10 protein-coding genes are annotated in these 18,193 nt (G+C 59.6%); all 10 read right to left on the reverse strand.

The annotated features are described in order from the left end of the window. Positions 1–78 precede the first annotated feature (78 nt). Positions 79–2,124, reverse strand: a complete 2,046-nt coding sequence (gene brxL, locus U5817_RS17345; protein ID WP_407278218.1) for a protease Lon-related BREX system protein BrxL — start codon at positions 2,122–2,124, stop codon at positions 79–81. Between the two features lie 45 nt (positions 2,125–2,169). After that, the gene (pglZ, locus tag U5817_RS17350) at positions 2,170–4,479 is read right to left on the reverse strand and encodes a BREX-1 system phosphatase PglZ type B (RefSeq protein ID WP_407278219.1); all 2,310 of its coding nucleotides are present in this window, start codon (positions 4,477–4,479) and stop codon (positions 2,170–2,172) included. A 13-nt stretch (positions 4,480–4,492) separates the two neighbouring features. Next, positions 4,493–5,434, reverse strand: a complete 942-nt coding sequence (locus U5817_RS17355; protein WP_407278220.1) for a hypothetical protein — start codon at positions 5,432–5,434, stop codon at positions 4,493–4,495. After that, complete coding sequence (locus U5817_RS17360) at positions 5,431–6,291, reverse strand: hypothetical protein (protein WP_407278221.1); 861 nt, start codon at positions 6,289–6,291, stop codon at positions 5,431–5,433. The genes U5817_RS17355 and U5817_RS17360 overlap by 4 nt, the downstream gene beginning before the upstream one ends. 130 nt (positions 6,292–6,421) lie before the next feature. After that, positions 6,422–6,646 carry a hypothetical protein gene (locus tag U5817_RS17365; protein ID WP_407278222.1) on the reverse strand — a complete coding sequence of 75 codons (225 nt, stop codon included), beginning with the start codon at positions 6,644–6,646 and terminating at the stop codon, positions 6,422–6,424. A 13-nt stretch (positions 6,647–6,659) separates the two neighbouring features. Next, a complete protein-coding gene (locus U5817_RS17370) occupies positions 6,660–8,036 on the reverse strand; it encodes a DNA-processing protein DprA (protein WP_407278223.1) in 1,377 nt (458 codons plus the stop codon). A gap of 13 nt (positions 8,037–8,049) precedes the next feature. Beyond that, positions 8,050–10,152, reverse strand: coding sequence for a RecQ family ATP-dependent DNA helicase (locus tag U5817_RS17375; protein WP_407278224.1), 2,103 nt, complete (start codon positions 10,150–10,152; stop codon positions 8,050–8,052). 103 nt (positions 10,153–10,255) lie between these two features. Then, positions 10,256–11,938: a DUF262 domain-containing protein gene (locus U5817_RS17380; RefSeq protein ID WP_407278225.1), complete on the reverse strand. Its 1,683-nt coding sequence runs from the start codon at positions 11,936–11,938 to the stop codon at positions 10,256–10,258. A gap of 32 nt (positions 11,939–11,970) precedes the next feature. Further along, on the reverse strand, positions 11,971–14,871 hold the full coding sequence (locus U5817_RS17385; protein WP_407278226.1) for a TrlF family AAA-like ATPase: 2,901 nt from the start codon (positions 14,869–14,871) through the stop codon (positions 11,971–11,973). Next, positions 14,834–18,193: an Eco57I restriction-modification methylase domain-containing protein gene (locus U5817_RS17390; RefSeq protein WP_407278227.1), complete on the reverse strand. Its 3,360-nt coding sequence runs from the start codon at positions 18,191–18,193 to the stop codon at positions 14,834–14,836. Before U5817_RS17390 ends, U5817_RS17385 begins: the two co-directional genes overlap by 38 nt.

Raw genomic sequence — 18,193 nt, forward strand, 5'->3', positions numbered from 1 at the left:
CCGAGAACACATCGCACCACAGCCCGCTCTACTAGTTTGCTGGACCGAGAAGCTGAAGCGCCGGACAAAGGTATTCGCTCAATCCACCAGTGCCTTCAGGAGTGCATCCCGGGCATCCTGGTAAAACTCAATGTCCAGCTTCGTCGCCATGTCATCGGACAGGTCGAACAACTGCCGCCGACAACTGACGGGCATCAGCAGTGACTTCGCACCTTTCTCGACAGCAATCTCGGCGACGGTTACTGCGTTGTAAATCGACTCAATGGTGCCACCGATGGTCACCTCGCCCACAACTATCAAGCCGCCTCGCACTGACTTCCGAAGCAGGGCGCTAGACAAGGCGATGAGGCAGGCTACACCCGTCTTTGCGCCACTCTTCGCCGCGTCGAAACCCCGAAGTTGCACAGAGAACTCGTGAGAACGCGGGTCGCGGTCTCCCACCAGTTGGGTCGCCCGCGTGTAAAGATTCTGCTCCGCGCAGCGCACCGACTCCTGGAAGGCAGGAGGTACAGGTTTGTTCAGTACCCGCACGCCACTACCGGGCCCCTCGGTCACCTCCAGCCGGAACAGGCCGGGGTGCTCGTCGGCACCTCCCGGACTCAGCGTCCAGATTTGACCGGACTCAAGGGGCTCATCGCCAATACCTTCCTGGCTACGCAGTTCCGGCGTGGTCACAAATTTCTCCACGCCTTCGGCCCCGAGCGTGTAGCTGAAGTGGGTGTTGCGGAACTCGGCCGCGCCGATACGCTTCTGCTGCTCCTTCACACGCCGCCGCACCTCAAGCGCCAGCCGCACCGCCCATTCGAGGTCCTCATCGCTGACCTCTTCCTCTCCGTCCGGATACAGCAGTTTCAGCAGGCCGCTCACGGTCTTGTTCACCGCGTTGATGTCCCGACCAGACAAGGCTCCGCCAAGGAATACGCGCCCTTGCATCGCCGACACACGGCTCTGGTTTCGGAGCTGCGAGAAGCACTCCGACAGGAAGTCACTCACCAACCCGAAATGTTCGGTGAAGAGCGACGGGTTCATCTTCGGCACGTCCCATCCCGGCAGGAATCCGTGAATGCGGTCCATAAACGCGGTGTCGTCGCGCATCTCGGGCGGCAGCGGGCCGAGCAGGTGGCCGACACGCTGCTGGTGCTCGACGTCCACATCGAAGTTGCCCACCAGCACGATGGAGCCATCCGCACGGATGCTCTCCTTGCCGCGCGAGAATTCACCCGACTCCATGTAGCCCTTCATGATGTTCACGCCATCCTTCTGGTCGAAGGAGACGCCGGAAACCTCATCAAAACAGACCACGTCGTACTGGCACACCAGGCCGCGCTGGCCGTTCGAGTTGTTCACGAACATCCGCGCCACCGTTGCCTTGCCGCCGGAAATCAAATGCGCGTAAGGGGAAACCTGCTGAAAAAGATGCGATTTGCCGGTACCGCGTGGGCCCAGTTCGACCAGGTTGTAGTTCCGCTCCACGAAGGGCACCATGCGAAGCAGTAGGGCGTCCTTGGCGCGGTCGCTCAACCCATCCGGCTCGAAGCCGACGCTCCGCAACAGAAAATCGCGCCACTCGGCGGTACGCAGCTGCCGGCGGCCTTCCGCCAACGACTCCAGCACATCACGCTTGGAGAGCTGAATCGCCCGCAGCGCATCGATGCCGAATGGTCGTCCGCCCTTTTCCTGCGCAATCGCCGCATCGTAGCCGAGGGTGATTTCCGCGTAGAACCCGCCGGTGAGCATGCGCTCATGCTCCTTGATGAGCTCCGGCGAGATGCGCACATCGTTCAGACGCAGGCTTGGGAGAGACGCAACGTAGGAATCGCTTTTCGCATCGAGTCGGGCGGTGATGATGTCGATGATTTTGACCGACCCGCTCTCCCGCGCGCGCGCCTTGAAAAGCTCTTCTTCACCCGCTTTCACCGTGCGGGATTGGAGCTGGCGCTGGACAATCTCAAGCCCCTCCTGAATCTCAGACTCCTCGGTCGTCGCGCAGTACCGCCCAAGCAGAAACTCGACCACGTAGGTCGGAACCGGAAACTGGCGACTGAAGGTACGCACGAGGTCCTTGCGCACGATAAAGCCGTCGAAGGCGGAGGCCGCCTTGCGGTCAAGTTCGTCGAGATTCATTAGCTCTTACTTCTTCTTGGTCCGTGGAAAGTACGGGCGAACGACTCACTCGCCCACGGTCGTGTTCATCTTCGCCAGCAGCTTACCCTGGTCGTCTAGCACCACGAGCACGGCTGCTGCGCCCTCGCACTCCTCGTCAGGGACGGCGAGCGAAACCTTTCCATCCACGATGTCCTTCACTGCAGCAACGAGCGACGAATCCGCCGCCGCAACCTTCGTACGTAGGTCGGCTCGCAACCCCGGCATCGCCGGGGACACCTCGACGTTGCACCGCAGACCTCGCCAGGCCACCTTCGTAATGGAAACGCTCACTGTCGGCGCGCCGCTGGACACCTCAAGCAAGAGCTCGGGCACCAAACACTCCTGCAGGCTCAGTCCGCCATGCGCGTACTCGGCTCCGGCCACAAAGCTCGCAATGCCCGGCGCAAATCCAATCTGGACCTGGGGGCACCAATCCCAGCCAAAGGTCAGCGGCGTAGCAGTGGCGCTTTCCCGCAGCACCGCACAACGCCCCCAGCGGGTCTCCGCCTGCGATTTGGCCAACTCGACCTTCGGCATGCCACCCGGCACCAACAACCAGCCGTGGTCGGTGACAATACGGAAACGGCGCCAGCCCGCATCCACCAACTCTTGCACACGCTCGACAACCTGGGCGAGTTGGTTATCGATGTCCCGAGGGAGCCGAAGTCCGTGCTCATGACCGAAATGGTCAAGGTCGCCACACTCCACCCAGGCCCTGCCCGTGGGGTCGCCCGTCTCGTTTCCCGTCAGCGGGTCGTAACCTGCGTCGGCAAGCAACTTCCGGAAATTGTGCGTATTCAACGGCTTCATCGTAGAAGCAACGTTAGGTTCGAAATCCGCATCGTCCGGCTTGCCCACAATCAGGGGCGCCACCGGGGAAACCCAAGCCTTGCCAGACGCCGTGACCGACGGCAGAGCGGTCCAGCCTGCCCCAAGAACCACCTGCCCCGTAGACGACAAACGCTCCTCCAGCGCCTTGGCGACGTCGTAGCGCAAACCATCAATAAAAACCACACACGTCCCAGCCACGTCGGACGCATTTGGTGCCCCAGCTGGGTTCAACCCCCCGTTCGCGGCGACCGCCTTCTGAAATGAAACGGACAAAACCTCCAGCCAAGGCACGTAGACGGCACGCAGGGCTGCGGACACTGCATCCTGGTCAGCTTTGGTGTGAATTTGTGCGAGCGCCTGCATAGCCTCGGCATCCACCTGCCAACCTTGAGTTCGGTACCAATCCGCCTGCGCTTCGGGCGTGCTGCCCAGGGCGGTCGAAGGGGTCTGCTTCGCCACAAACGCCAGATGCCTGAGTGCCTGCGCGAGCGGCGCGCGCTCCATCTTCGCCCAGAGCCAGTTGCGACGCTCGCCGTGTCGGCGCTCAGCCTCCTGAATGGCCAGCCGTGCATCAGCAGCAGTCATCGAAGCAAGCCCGTTCAGCTGGTAACGCAGTTCTGCCTCGCCTTCATCGTTGGCCTTCGGGTAGGCCGACACATCAGCGAAGAGGTCACCCGTCTGGTACGGAACCTTGGAAAGTAGGTCCGCTATGGCAGGAAAACTCGCGTACGCGTCTTTATACAGCTCCCAGACCGCAGTCCAGCTACCTTTACGGCCTGCAAGTTTCTCGGCCGCGACCAACTCACCATCCTTCACCGGGTCGAAGCCATAATCATTCCGACATCGGCTGGCAAACACCTCCCACCGACCGCTCTGCCAGCCGGCAGTGGTCCTCTGCGGGTCGTTCATCCACATCAGGATGTCGCGGGTCGGATTGGGTGCCAGCAGACCATCAAGCCACGTCGCATCGATATGACGCCCCTGAAGCTCTGAAATCGGTTTTTCTAACAACTCGCCAGACAACATGGCGCGCAGCAAGGCCTGCTGAGTGGCCTGGTCCTGCGCGACATCGAGTCCCAAGCCCCCCTTCTTCGAGGTCAGGAAGGCATTGATGGTCCAGTCCTTGGCGTTCACCTGAGTCCAGAACACCCCACGGTACTGCAGTTCGGCAAGGGGCTGGAGATGTCGCGGACAGGCTTCGATGGCGCGGAGGTCGGCACGAGACACACCGGGCATGTACACCACCGGCACACCCTCGAACGACACCTCTTCGAAATTCCCGGCCAGCGCGCACTTCAGCCAGATGGCCGGCCCCTGCAGGGTATCGGGCTTATAGTCGCCGAGCGTCAGGATGGAGCGCCCAGAGGCGCCTAGCGCCTGAACCACGGCACCCCACTGGCGCTCGGCATCAGTCCAAAGTATCGCCTCAGGTTGCGACTGGATGGCCTTATTAACCTTCCCCGTTTCCCTCAGTGCTTGCACTACTGCTTCGAGTAAATTCATCGACCTTGCATTCCTACAGAACTCCACGACCAGTCTGCGATTTCAGCAATGCTGCAAGCTGAGCTCCAGATTTGAGCTTTTCCATGAAGGGGCAGCTATTATCGTCGTGAGGCCGCCAGTGCGGACATGCAAGAAAATAGGAATCCAAAAGTCCCGAGGCCCCCGACTTGTTTCGAAGTACCATATTCTCACCATGTACCGGGCACGTGACCAACTCCACGCCATGTTTCTTCTTTTTCAGGTCAGACTGAAGGTCACTCACACGCTCTGCGATAATCGATGATGTTCCGGGGTCGTCAACGATAATCCCGAACTCCTCCGCAGATAGCTCGAATTCCGGCTCAGAAATATCGGTCATCAAGCCGAAGTCGTTCCGCGCCAGCTTTTCCTGAAACTTACAAGCGTGGCCATCATTTGTTCCAGGCAAGTACCATCCGGTACATCCCCAAAAGAAATCACGCGGCCCCGCAATCGCCAAATCTCTACGCCACTGCAGCTTCATCGGACGCCCGCAGACCCTGCAACGCTTGTTGAGAGAATCGGCAAAAGCGTTGTACTGGAGGACGTGTGTGGTATTCAGGTCAATCTCGACCTTCTCGATGACCGATTCGTTGTCGATGATTTTTTCAGCCGCTTGAACTTCCTTCGCTCGCCCCAATTCCTGATTCAGGGCGTCCCTCTCCTCTTTCAAGTCATGCCAGCGACGCCTCTCCCGTTCCGATAGGCCGCCTGAGCTCCGATGGCGATTGCGAAGGTAAATGATTTCTTCATTTACAACACGCAGGCGCTCGCGGTCGCGTTGCGCTTGGGTTCTGACATCACTCGAACTCAGCCCTGTTCTTCGCTGATAATCCTCAAAACCTTGCTTGATACCCTGGATTACGGTCACAGTCGCTTCAACGAGGACCCCAAGAAGGGTTCCCAAACCATTAGCTATGCGCTGAAGAAAACTCACAGTTGCGCCCCTCCAAGGAGACGCTCTTGCTGATACAGCCTGAGGGACAGCAGCCGTTCGCAGCTTGTCGAAAAGGCTCTCCCGATAGACGCTTGGTTGAAGACCCTGTCATACCAGAGGCCTCCGACCACAGCTGCCGGCAGGCTTAGCAAGCCACCTCCAATCGCAAAAACAGCAGCACCCGCAAGCTGCGTGGCCACCACACGCTGGCCACGCCGAGCCAGCGTCAATTTGAAATCCGATATGGACTGGTTCCCAACAGTCATTCGGTAACCTTCCACACCTGCAATCACCGCCAAAGGCAGCAAGGGGCTGAAATAGTCCAGGAACATCTCGGTTACGGAATCATCGAGCGAGTGAACTGCATGGCCAACCACATCTCGAAGCTCTGAGTTGGACATCCCACTGTCAATCACGAAGTCGCCTTCTGCCACTTCTGTAGTACCCAGAATCTGGATATCCGGATACCGCTCCAGCGCGTTCTTCACATACCCAATGCTATCCGTTGCCTTCATCTGTAGGTAATCCAGGACCTGCCCATGGTCGTCAACGATGCGAACATCCCAGCCCGGCTGATTGAAGCTCTCGGCAAGTTCAGCCCGCTGCCCCGACTCGAGCATCAACGGCCCTACCTGCTCCCCATTGTTGAGCCGCTCGACAACGAGATACTCGAAATACTTGCCCTTTGCCGCGTTCACCGCTCCTTGCACCGCATCATTGTCCAGCTCGAACCAGCGAAAAGCAGACAGCGATGGGTTCGTATCGGCAACCGCGCGAAGCAATAATGGGTCGACGTCAGAGGCATCGCCCCCAGCGCCCAGTTGGGCGCTTGTTGCGGCGAGCAGTACGTCGAACAACGATTCTCGGTTGAGGCTGGAGAAACGCGAATAGGCACGCAAGAAATTTTCACCCGCAGATATCCCGCGGCTCCTCGCGTAACGCCTATGCAGCCTCATTAACCGTTCCCCAGCGTTCATGACCTCGCCCTCAACGTTGAAGCTTCTGAATTTCCGCCTTGACCCGCTGTAGCTCTGCGACCCAGCCACTGGATGAAATGCCTTCTGGCTCGATACCCAAACCCTCTTCAATCCTTGATACACGCTGCTCGAGCCCTTGGACGAACTGGTCCAGACCTCCGAGCACCTCCTCGACCATCAGCAGATGCTGTTCCATCTGCTCTCTCAGTTCCTGCATCGTGACCTGCTCAAACATGCGCACCCCTTCCTCAGCACAATGATGTCTGCGGGTTGAGCAGATAATGGGCAGCGCCTCGTTTGTCATCCGCCTGAACCTTCACCAGCTTCTTTTTCAAGCGCCCCGCCTCCACCGCACGCTTAAGCCACGCTTTAACCTGCTTATCCTCAAGACAAAGAGCTTTGGCAACCTCATCCTCGGTCACCATTCCTTCGCCTATCAGGAGCTCGACTCTTGACTCGAACACGGGATACATGTCGAAGCTCATCGACTGTTGCTCAGAAGTAGCGCTGTCGTCAGCGACTTCGGTAATGCTTGGATTTTCTGACACGAACTCGGTCGGTGGTGTCTCAGCAAGTGCAACTTCGGGCTCAATTTCCGGACCTGATATGAGCTGAGGTTTGTCATGCTGCTCGCTCGTCCCGGAAACGCCCGAGACCGCAGCATCGTTCGCCTCCGACGCAAGATAGCCCCTCTCGAGGAAGCGCCTCAGCTCCTCACCCGACGAAAAATCGTATGCGAAGGCCTTCGCGCCGCGAGACACCAGGGCCGAGTTACCCCCGCCCTCGTCAGGTACCCGGACGAAGGTTGGTACCCACTCGTGGCGTAGGTTTTCAATCGCACCGGCCCAAGTGCCTCCGCTCTCGGCTGTCGAGTCAACCACCAATGCGTGGTCTGCGAGCCCATAGATGAACCGGTTGCGCGCCATCGCGTTGCCAGCGTTAAAACCGGCCTCCGGTGAAAACGGCGAAATCAGCAGGAGCTGACCAGACTGAATTCCCGCCCGATTTGCTCGATTCATGCTCGATTTCAATAGGTCGCAGGCCAACACCCCTAACGCCACACCCCCTTCTTCGGTCGCCGCCTGCATAGCGGCGGAGTCCACTCCGCGAGCCCCGCCAGAGACAACCGCAATACCCTCCCGCGCGCAACGGGCAGCGACCAGGGAGGTAAACCGGAGCGCCTCATCTGTTGCCTTTCTGGCGCCCACAATCGCCAAGCCACCTCTCCCCATCAAAGCCTGCTCGCCAGCACCAAACAACAACGGTGGGGCCGAATGTCGGAACAACTGACGATAGCGTTGCGGATAAGCCGAATCCGCACGGGAAATGACCCACAAGCCCGCTCGTTGCCAACGCTCAACCGAAAGGGCGAGAGCGGTACCCCGTCCGAGCAGATACTCGATTCGCACTCGGTCGAGCTTCGCTTGTATCAGTTCGCCGAACAGCCCCCGTGCGGCCTCGGTTAGCATGACCGCCGGCCGCAATTCACGCTCCTTCAGCCAGCGCGCCAGTTCACCATACTCAGTCGCGGTAAGCGGCGCGTGCGGCTCCTTCCGCTCTCCGCCGAAGCGGCCGCACAACAGCAGCACAACCTCGGTATCCGCACCCAAACCTGCTTCGCTCATCATCGAGTTCCTGTCATTTTGTCGCACTGCTGGATAGTGCGAAGGGATACACGGCGGTGGCACCCGCCTGACGCAGCAGCGCCGCTATCAAGGCAAGCGTCCATCCCGAGTCAGAGACATCGTCGACCAGCAACAACGCTCCCGGAGGTAGAAGGTCGTCTCGAACCCTAAATGCGCCGTCGAGGTTGTGGCACTGATGGAAACGATTCTCCATCCCCTTCTGCGCCTCGGTTTCCCGAACTTTTTCGACTGCGGCAACAAGCGGCACCCCAACTTCAGCGGCCAAGCGCTGAGCAAAATTCGGTACCAAGCGTGGATGCCGCATCGAGGGTACGCAACAAATGCCTTTCAACGGGTGCTGCATCGGCCAGCGCTCTCGAATCGTCTCTGCTGCCGCCGCCACCAATTCATCAGAAAAATAGCCTTCAGCCTTCCCCTGCCGTACCAACTCCCCCCAAATCGGCTCACCCCATCGCGACAGTATCCGACCCTGCTCAGCGCGAAGGCGTTCGGGAATCGTTAGTTTGACGGGCCAACCGAACGTCGCACGGTACCGCGGTAGCGCATGAACGTCCCATTGTTTCTTGGGTTCCAAGAGCATCTCGCTTCGCCTGACGAAGCGCTGCGCAGCAATCAGGCTCTCTCGGCTCGGCTGAGTGAGTAACAGCGGTTGCCCCAGACACACCGCACATTTGCCGCAGGGCGCAGCGTTTTCATCATCGAGCGCCTTTGCAAGAAACTCCATCAGACAGGTCTGGCTTGCCTGGTAGGCCTTCATCTCGGCCCATTCCAGTTCCCGTTGTCGGGTCAGGTGCTCGACGCGCGCCTTATCCATTCGATATGGATTCGCTGTGCGATACCAGGAAGAGCCAATTTTCATGACCGGCGCAAACTGCTCGACCACCAGAAGCTTGAGGACCTTCTCGATGTGGGATGGCTTGATGTTCACAGCCCCCTCGAGTTCCCGCTTCGTCAGACCGTTTTCTGCCTCTGCCAACGCATTTAGAATCTGCTCAACCTGCCACTCAGGTGGAAACGCTGTCTCCCGAAAATACTCGTTGATATCGTCCTCTTCCTCCCCGGAAAGCAAGACTCCATACGCCTTCGAGATACCCCGCCCCGCGCGCCCCACTTGTTGGTAGTACGCCACCACGGAGGATGGCGTCTGGTAATGCACCACGAAGCTCAGGTCAGGCTTGTCGTAGCCCATCCCAAGGGCCGTCGTTGCGACCAAACACTTGATTTCGTTTGCCAGCAGGCGCTGCTCCAAAGCGAGCTTGTCTTCCGTCTCCTTGTCTGCGTGATAGGCACATGCATCAATTCCCCGGCTCCGAAGCCACGCGGCCACCCGGTCCGCGTCCCGTTGAGTCAAGGCGTACACGATGCCGCTTCCGTCAATGCCCGGCAGGTTATCCGCCAACCACGCCAGCCGCTCTGCAGGATTGTTCAGCCGAATATGCTGCAGGGCTAGACTGCTACGAACCAACGGACCGCGCTGGACGGCAACACTCCCACCAAGCTGCTCGCTGACATCTTGCTGCACCCTCCGATTCGCCGTCGCTGTCGTGCCCAACACTGAAATATTGCCAGGGAGAAGTGCCAGTATCTGGCCGATGCGGCGATAGTCCGGTCGAAAATCATGACCCCAATCCGAAATGCAGTGCGCCTCATCAATAACCAGCAGCGCAATGCTTCCCGCAATCGGTTGGAGTACATCGGTCACAAACTCGTCGTTGGCCAGGCGTTCGGGTGAAATCAGCAGCAGGTCGATACTGCCCCGAAGCAGGTCGCGCCGCACGGTAGGCCAAGCGTCGGTATTCGTCGAATTGATGGTTTCCGCGCGCAAGCCCAGCCTGTTCGCTGCCTCAATCTGGTTACGCATCAGGGCCAGAAGGGGCGAGATGATGATTGTTGGCCCCGCGCCCTGGAGTCGCAAAAGCTTGGCGGCCACGAAGTACACCATACTCTTGCCCCAGCCCGTACGTTGGACGCAGAGCACCCGTCCACGCTTGGTGGCAATTGCTTCTATGGCTTCCCACTGCCCAGACCGGAACTCCGACGACTCATCGGCCATCGCGGTGCGCAGAAGTGCCAGCGCGTCATCTTTGGTAACCATCTGCCCCCCTGAGGACTCCTCAGTCTTGGTACGAGGAGTTTGTAGCAGCCATCCCGGCTACCACTTCATGCTTGACTTGGCTCCACGCTGCATGAGCGCCTCGTCACAGCATCCATTTGTCCTGCATCAACGCCAAGAGGTCCGCCTGCCGACGCGCTACCGCCTCCGGCCTCCAGGTCGCCTCATGCAGAACCTGGGTTGTCAGCACATAGGATGACACTCCGCTTCGCCCCACGAAATAGGCCGTCTTCTTGCGGTCGAAGTCGTAGTTCTGCGCGGCTGAATTGCGTCGCTGATTCAACGGCACCAAGTTCGCAATGCGATGCACCCATTCATCTCGTTGGGAGGCATCGGGCCACCACTCGGACCACTGGGAGCCGGGCGCGACCGTTTGCGGAAGCACGTGCTCAATGGTGAGCAGAGTCGGGTTATAGCTCGCAGCTCCGTCCGTCAGGAATGAGTCGAGGCGCAGTATCAAGTAATTGCGACGACGCGCTGTCAGTTCGTAAATGCGTCCGTCCAAGGCCGCGAGCATCCGCTTCCGCTCTGTGTCGGTCAGCTCTACGCTGGTTACCGGATTACTGCCGTTGTGGGCCTGCTCCAGCCCTCGTAGGACCTCAGCGTACCGTTCAATACGCTGATTCACATCGAGGCCGCATACGTGCATGTAGGCCGCGAGCCGTTCGAGTTTCCGGAAGAACCACAGCACGTAGTCGGCGTCGCCGCCCTTATCTGCCAGGAAACGCATCCCGGAAGGCAGCCAGTCGGAGTTGTCGATGCGATTCAGCCAACCTAGCAAGGCATTGATTTCAGCTGCATCCGCTGTCGAGGTGTACTGGCACTGTTTGGCGATAAGGTACGCGTCGGTGTAGGGCTCGATGACGTCGGAGATAAGCGCCTCGGCCGTCGCCACCTTCGGCATCACCTTCTCACGAAACTCTTCGAGCAAAGCCTTACGTGCCTTTTCCTTCGCGTGAATCATCCGGATGTGGGCGAAAACTTCCGCGAACCCATCCCGACCGGTCTCGACCTCAAGCTCCTCCCAGATATCGTTAAAAGCATCCTGTTTGTCTGCAGGTATCTTTCCAATGACATCGGACTTAATAATGTCCGTCGGCAGCAGGTCCAATCCACGACTGTTGAGCACTGAAAACACGCGGAACGCCGACTGCTGACTGGGGGTGGAAACAGCGACCAGGAAACAGCGCTGAACCAAGAACGCGCCAAACTCACACAGCCGCTCCTGGTCGCCCCCAAACGCGGAATCCAGCCGCTCCAGCATCGTCAAGGCATTAAGCCGGATATTGCGTTTGGATTCGTTATCCAGTTGGGCGGGGTCGAGCGCCTCCAGCTCGGTCAGTTTCAAGCCCTGCACATAGTCCGCAAAGAAGGCTCGGTCCCGCTCCCGTAAGGCGAGGCGAGGCTTTGGCTTCAAGCCCTGGGAAGCACGCCCAGGCTCTCGGATGTAGTTTTCGAAGTCAGTGCGCAACTCGCCTGAAAACATAGACGTCAGCGCGGCCAGCAAAATCGTGAGGGTGGTCAGTCGTTGCTGCCCGTCAATCACCTCGGCGTGAGGACGACCTTCCTCTTTGATGAGCACGATGCTCCCGAGAAAATAAGTGTCGTCCTTTTCATTCAGGAAAAAATCGTGCAGGTCCGAGAAAAGTTCGCCTGCTTGCACATGTGTCCAAGCGTAGGGGCGCTGATATGTCGGAATTGCGTAATCGAAGTCTGAGCTGAAGATTTTCGCCAAGGGGTATTCTGCCCCGCTGATTTTCTTTGACATTTTTATCCTTGTTGTTCTCGGGCCATGACGCGTTAGAAGTGATATTTCTCGCTGCGCCGCTTGAAGGCCTGCTCCGACCCTTCCATGATGTCCAGCACTGCCTGAGCCACATCCTTGCGGTCCAGCCCGCCTCTTGCGCGCGGCTTCCCACGGCCGTCCCGTGCTTCGAGCGCATGGATTTGTTCGGCATCCGCGTTTACCGGCAAGTTTGCGTTGTGTGTCGCGACTATCAGCTGACGCTTGGTCTTTGCAGCGCGGAGGTCCCGGACCAGCGTCCGATAGATGAAGCTGGAGTCCAACTCGTCCTCGGGCTGGTCAATCACGATGGGGCCCTCACCACGTGCCAGCATCATGTTGAGCAATACCGTGTTTCGTTGGCCTTCTGACAATGCACCGCTCATCGCGCCGGCCACGGAGCCATCCTCACGCAGCAGTTGGACGTCGATGCCGTCGCTCACACGCGAGATGCGTACGTCCTCCCATATCGGACGCACGTTTTCGCTGTCGAGGTGGGCGAGCAGTGGCTCATGGAGATTTTCGCGGAGCACCGTCTCGAACAGCGTCGAGTCCAATCGAGCAGCCTCAATGGTCTCCCATGCAGAGGCATCGGCACGCCGTCGCCACGTGCGGAAAAGGTCTTCTCCGATGTCGTCCCAGCGTTTGGAGAGCTTCCCGCGCTTGTCGGGCGGTGCGAGGCGTCCCCAAGCTGACCTGAACGAAGCCTCATCGGCCATGTACGCTGTTGTCAGGCGCACTGTTTGCGATGCCACGGACGCTTGAATGTCGGTAGCTGTCGCGCTTCGGGCATTGAATTGTAATTTCCAAACATCATGCAGCTCGCCGAGCACCAGAGGAAACTGACTGGCCTCCTTCTGCACGTCAGCCAGACGTTTCTGGCGCTCTTCGACTAGACGCAACTTCGCCTGTCGTTTTTCCTCAAGCTCCTGCATGCGTGCGATGTCATCTTCGCGAATGCCCCGTTCCGCGCAGGCTTCCCTGAAACGCACCTGGACTGCATCGATTGCGCTTTCGGTCGCTTCGAGGGCTTCTGCACCCAGAAAGCTGGCCCTGGCTTGCTGATAGTCATGCAAGGCCTGCCCGATGGCGGCAGCAAGTTGTGTTCGTACTTCGCCTACCTGTGCTGCGGTTGTCTCAAACCATGCGGCATTCGGCCATTGATTCGCCGTGGCAGGCAACGCGACTGGCGCTTCTGCTAGGTCAGCCAATACTCGCTCTATGGCTTCAACAATGGGTGCGTCCTCTTCCTGCATACGTGTTAGATGCCTCCGCGCCTGCAGGGCAAGCTGGTTCTGCTGAGAGTCCTCCTGGACCGCCTCGCGAGCTTTAAGCTGGCGCTCCAACTCCACGGCTTCCTGCTTCGCCTCATCGAGTTCCGACTGAACGCGGGCTGCGTCCCGGGTACTCTGAAACAGGGCCTTCAGCCTGGCCTTGCATTCGCGCTCACGCGCATTGAGCTGCAGCAAGGGTGCTCCCACTGCTGCGTCGATGAGCGATAGCACTTGAGCTTGCCCCTGGGAACCGCTGGTCATCCGACTGAGTTCCCCTTGGCTGAAGAACTGAAGTTGCAACTGCCGCAGGACTGTCTTCAGGTCGGCCACTTCGCGGCCGTCCAACCAACGCTCTGGGCCACCCGAGCGTCCGGGTTGATAGACCAGAGTGTCCGAGACACCGTTGCCGACTTCGAAGGTCACCCGCACCTGGGAGCCGACGGTCAGCGAATCCTTCAGCACCTTTCGCTTGCGCTGCAATGCACGGTCATCTTCGTCGGACTGAACTGCAGGGTCCTCATAACCAATTGCAAAGCGGATGTATTCCAACAGTGACGACTTTCCGCTTCCCCGTCCGCCAATGACACAGTTGAAGCTCTCGGAGAAGGTAATCTCCTGGTCATCCAGGAACTTGGCGCTCTTGACCTCCACCTTGGTGATGCGGGGGTGTGTGAGGGAATCGCTCGGGCAATCGCCCATGAGCTGAATACGTGACTGCGGGTCCAGGAAGGCCTGACGAAGGGCCTCGACGGATGGCTTGGACATCTTCAGCCAAGTGTGTCTGTAGCCAATGGCATTCGGGCCTGGAGCGCCGTTGTCGTCCTGCTTGAGGGACTTGGCGTCCGACGACATCACACATGCCGGATGACATGCCGACCGAGCCCACGCCTTGTCGCGCCCTTCAACGATTTCGAGGATGCGCTTCGCGGCCGGATTTGAGGTGACCTCCAGCGCCAACAACTTCTGATTCTTGTAGTCCTCGATATGGCGCGGGTCGCTGAGGATGCCATCGTTTTGGTCGGCATGAGCGGCAATGACGATGCCGTTGTGCTCGCCTTGCACCAGTTCAATCAGTTCCTTCAAGCTGACGTTGGCGTTGTTTCTGCGCAGGGGCATTGGACGTCCCTGCCGAAATCGCTCGTTCTCATCCAGCCCCAGCTTGCACAGCAGTTTGTTGACCCGCCATACGTGACTTACTTTCTTCGCAGGCTCGAAAAGACACAGCACGTGGTAGCCGACATCAACTTCGAAGCCGGGGAAGATATAGAGGGGTTCGCGTCCTAGCTCCGTTGCAACCGCCTTGTTCTGTTCCACCAAGTGCGTAAGGAACCAGTCACGCGAGTCAGTTTTCTGGGAAAAATTGTGGTCGGTGACGCCAATCAGCTCCAATCCGACTTCGTGGCACCGCCTCAAATAGGCACGTGCCACCTCCTGCAATCTCTGCTCGTCAGGTTTCGCTGGCCCTACCACACCATTTGCATCTGGCGCCGGCGCGCGCATTGGGCGACGTGGGTCCCCTAGTCGAGTGTCTCCATCACCCCAGTGCGCACCGTCCTCGGGGGTTTGAACCTGAAAGTCGCATTTAAACCAGCGCATGCCCTCGTAGTCAGCCACGGCCAGCCTCCCTTGCTGCTTTCTTTTCATCCACTGTCAGATGGTGGTCATTGATGCGGTCACCCTTGAACACCTTGAACCACGGCGCGCTTTCCACGTCCTTGCCGCGGTCCTTGTCCCACTTGATGTTGAGCTTCGGCCCCTTGTTGTGGCGCAGCACGCCGGCGGTCATCCAGGGGCGGATGTTGAGGCGCACGCCATCGTTGAGGTCGGGGTGCCAACCGATGGGCTGCTCGGCGAGAGGCTTCCAGCGCACGAAGATGTCGTAAGGGTCTTCGCCTTCGAGGATGGCTTCGAGCTTCTTCTTCAGCGCTTGCGCGGCGGCGAGGCGTTGCGGGGCGCCGTCGAGGCCGCTGGCCACGCCCGCTTCCTGGATGCGAATCCAGTCGCCCAGATAGGTGTGGATGAGGCGCTCCAGGTTGCGGGCGTCGAGCTTGTGGTAATTGACCAGCGCGCCGAAGCCGTCCTTGAGGCCGTCCCACACGTGCCAGATGAAGGGGCGATGGTGAAAGCGCTTAGCGTGCTGCTCGAAGAATTTTTCGCGCAGCCACACTTCCAGACTTTTGTCGGCGCAGTCGGCCTCGGCCAGCATGCGGTCGAGGGTGGAGGCTCTCCAGCTGCCCGGGGTGACGGTTTCCCAGGCGTCGATGAGCAGGGCCAGCAGGCGCTCGTGGGCGGGCTTTTCACCGCGCACGGCGGGCAGGCAGACGATGCCGTCGTCGTCGGCATGGGGGGCGAGCTTCTCAGTGTGCGCAATCCAGTCGCGGGCCGCATCGGCGAGTTCCAGGTCGGCGTCGGTTTCGCCTGGCCAGCGGTAGCCGAGCAGCCGGGCGACGGCGACCTGTAGCGGGTCAGTGGCGGGCTGCGGGTGGCCGTGGAACAGCCACTGGGTGGGGTCGTCGGAATAGGGTTTTGGTAGACCGTTGGGGTACCGCTCGGCGGCAACTTGCTGCCAGTGGGCGAGGTCGAACTCAACTTTTAGAAGTGTCTGATTGGTAACTTTCAGGGACTGGTCAATATCTCGAACCAAGGTGTTGTAATTAGGAGCGGACAGGAAGCACCAAATAGCGGGCAGGTCGGCTGTATCAAGGGGCCAGACCACGGCGCAGTTATTGTCAAATTTAGTTCCCTCAAACAAGGTGCTGCGGAGTTCCCCTGTGAGGCTTACCGCCACCCCACGGTGCCCCCACGCATCAGCACCCTGAAGACTTGCCAGGCCAAGTACGGCTAGGTCATTAAGCGCCCCACTCCCGTTGTCCCATTTAACGACGCACTCTCGACCGCTGTAGTATTCAGTTCGAGCAACGGTGCTTTGGTGGTTAACCCATCCCCACTCGCTCGCCACTTCCCAGAAGTAATGGATTAAGCGTGGCCCGTCGGAAGTTCTGAGGCCATACCGGCTATCCGCGTATTGCTTGAGCAACGTTTCTGAAATTTGGTCTCCAAGTAGAACCCGCGAGTCTGGGTTGTTAAGTTGAGCCTTTTGGTCAATGCGAAGCACCTCTCCACTAATTAGGAGTGCAGACTTTTCAGCCGCAGAACGAGGTTTGCTTGCATCGAGACCTGACATAACCGCGCCTTGAACAACGCGGCTGTTTCCTATGCTGAGAAGAACAACGCTGACCACCTCACCACTAATTGCGTCGAACGCACCAGAACCCAATCTCCCCGCGAGCAGCCAATGCGCGTCCGCGAGCAATTTCAAGCGCTGCTTTTTGTATCTACCCAAATAGAGCCATGCCTGAGGCATAACAACTTGTAACACGCCGCAGTTTTGAAGTGAAAGCTCAAGGCATCGCTCAAGAAATACGTTCGCTAGGTCGTGCTTTGCATGCTCGTAATTCTTATCGCAGTAGTCACGTAGCTGAGTATCTTGCTGGCTTCGTCCCAGATAGGGCACATTGGTCACCACTAAGTGGTAACGCGCATCCAGCAGCCGCGCCGCATCGAGCAGGCCACGGGCGTTCAGGGCGTGGTCCCAGGCCTCGTCCTGCACCTCGTTGCCCTCGCCCCACATCGTGGCCGGGCGCTCGGTCGACAACGCCCGCTCCAGTAGGTCGCGCAGGATGTCAAAGCTGGAGGTGGCGAGGTCGTTCTTCAGGCTGCGCGCCGGGTCGAGCAGGCTACCCAGCAGCGGCGCCTGCGAGAAGCTGTCGTGCAGCAGGCGCAGCTCCTGGCGCAGGTAGGCGGCGTTGGGCACCTCGTCGGGGACCAGAGCCATCCAGTCCGCAGCCCGCGCCGCCACCTTCAGCCCGCAGCAGGCGATGTTGGGCGCGGGCATGTCCGAGCGCACGCCCAACGGCTCGCCGGCCTCGTTCGGGAATCGCCAGGCGGCGAGCGCCAGCGCGAACACCGCAATTTCCACGCAGCGCGGGTCCAGCTCGAGCCCGTGCAGGTTGTCGCGCAGCACCGCATCCACTGCCTCGCGGCCGGAGAGATGTTCCGCTGCGATGCGCATCGGCACCAGCATCAAGAAGGCAGCCACCAGGAAATGCCCAGAGCCGCAGCAGGGGTCGAGCAGCTTGAAGTCAGCCAAGGTGTCGGGCCAGCCCTCAAACTTGCCGGCGGCGGGCGTGCCATCTTCCAGTCGGCGCAGGTAATTAAGCAGTACCGGGCACGGAGTCTCCGGGTAGTGAGTCACCCACCAGGCGCCGAGCGAGTTGTGCAGCAGGAAGTCCACCATGTAGGGCTCGGTGAAGAGCTGGGTGACGGCGGGCAGCTCGTCCGCGCCAATCTTTACCTCGGAGGCGTTGACCTCGTCCTTGCGCCGCGCCTGCCAGAACTGATACACCCAACCAAGGCTGTCGCTGGCCTGGAAGACCTCGCGCGGCAGCGCGGCGAGCAGGCGCTCCAACTCGCGCTGATGCTCCGGCGCGAACACCAGCTCGAACACCGGGTGCTGCGGTTTGAACACCTGCGGCAACATGCGGGCTGCGAGCTTGCCGGCGAGTTCCCACTCGCTGCGTGCGCCCATCGCCATCTCGGGATGCTGGTCGACCATCTCTCGGCAGTCCTGCAGCGACACTGCCGCGCCTGGGTCCCACAACAACAGGCCGTTTTCGGCGAGGAAGCGGGCGAACAGCATGCGGTGCCAGTGCTCGTAGGCCACCTCCCACACCAGCCGGCGCAGCTCTTGGGTGTCATCGGCGTGCTTAACATCGCCAAGGCTGCGGCCGTGGGCGCGCAGACGACGGCGGAGTACGCGCTGCTCCTCGGACAGGTAATCGGGCGCCTTTCCTTCCCCGACCGCAAGCTGTTGGAGCGCGCCTAAGGCTGCGGCTTCGGCGATGTCGCGAGCAGATTTGACGGTGTTTTCGAGTTGGGAGCGAAGTGTTTTAGCAAGTGCTGACAT

This window comes from Aromatoleum evansii, from assembly GCF_045689615.1.
GTDB classification, from domain to species: Bacteria; Pseudomonadota; Gammaproteobacteria; order Burkholderiales; family Rhodocyclaceae; genus Aromatoleum; species Aromatoleum evansii.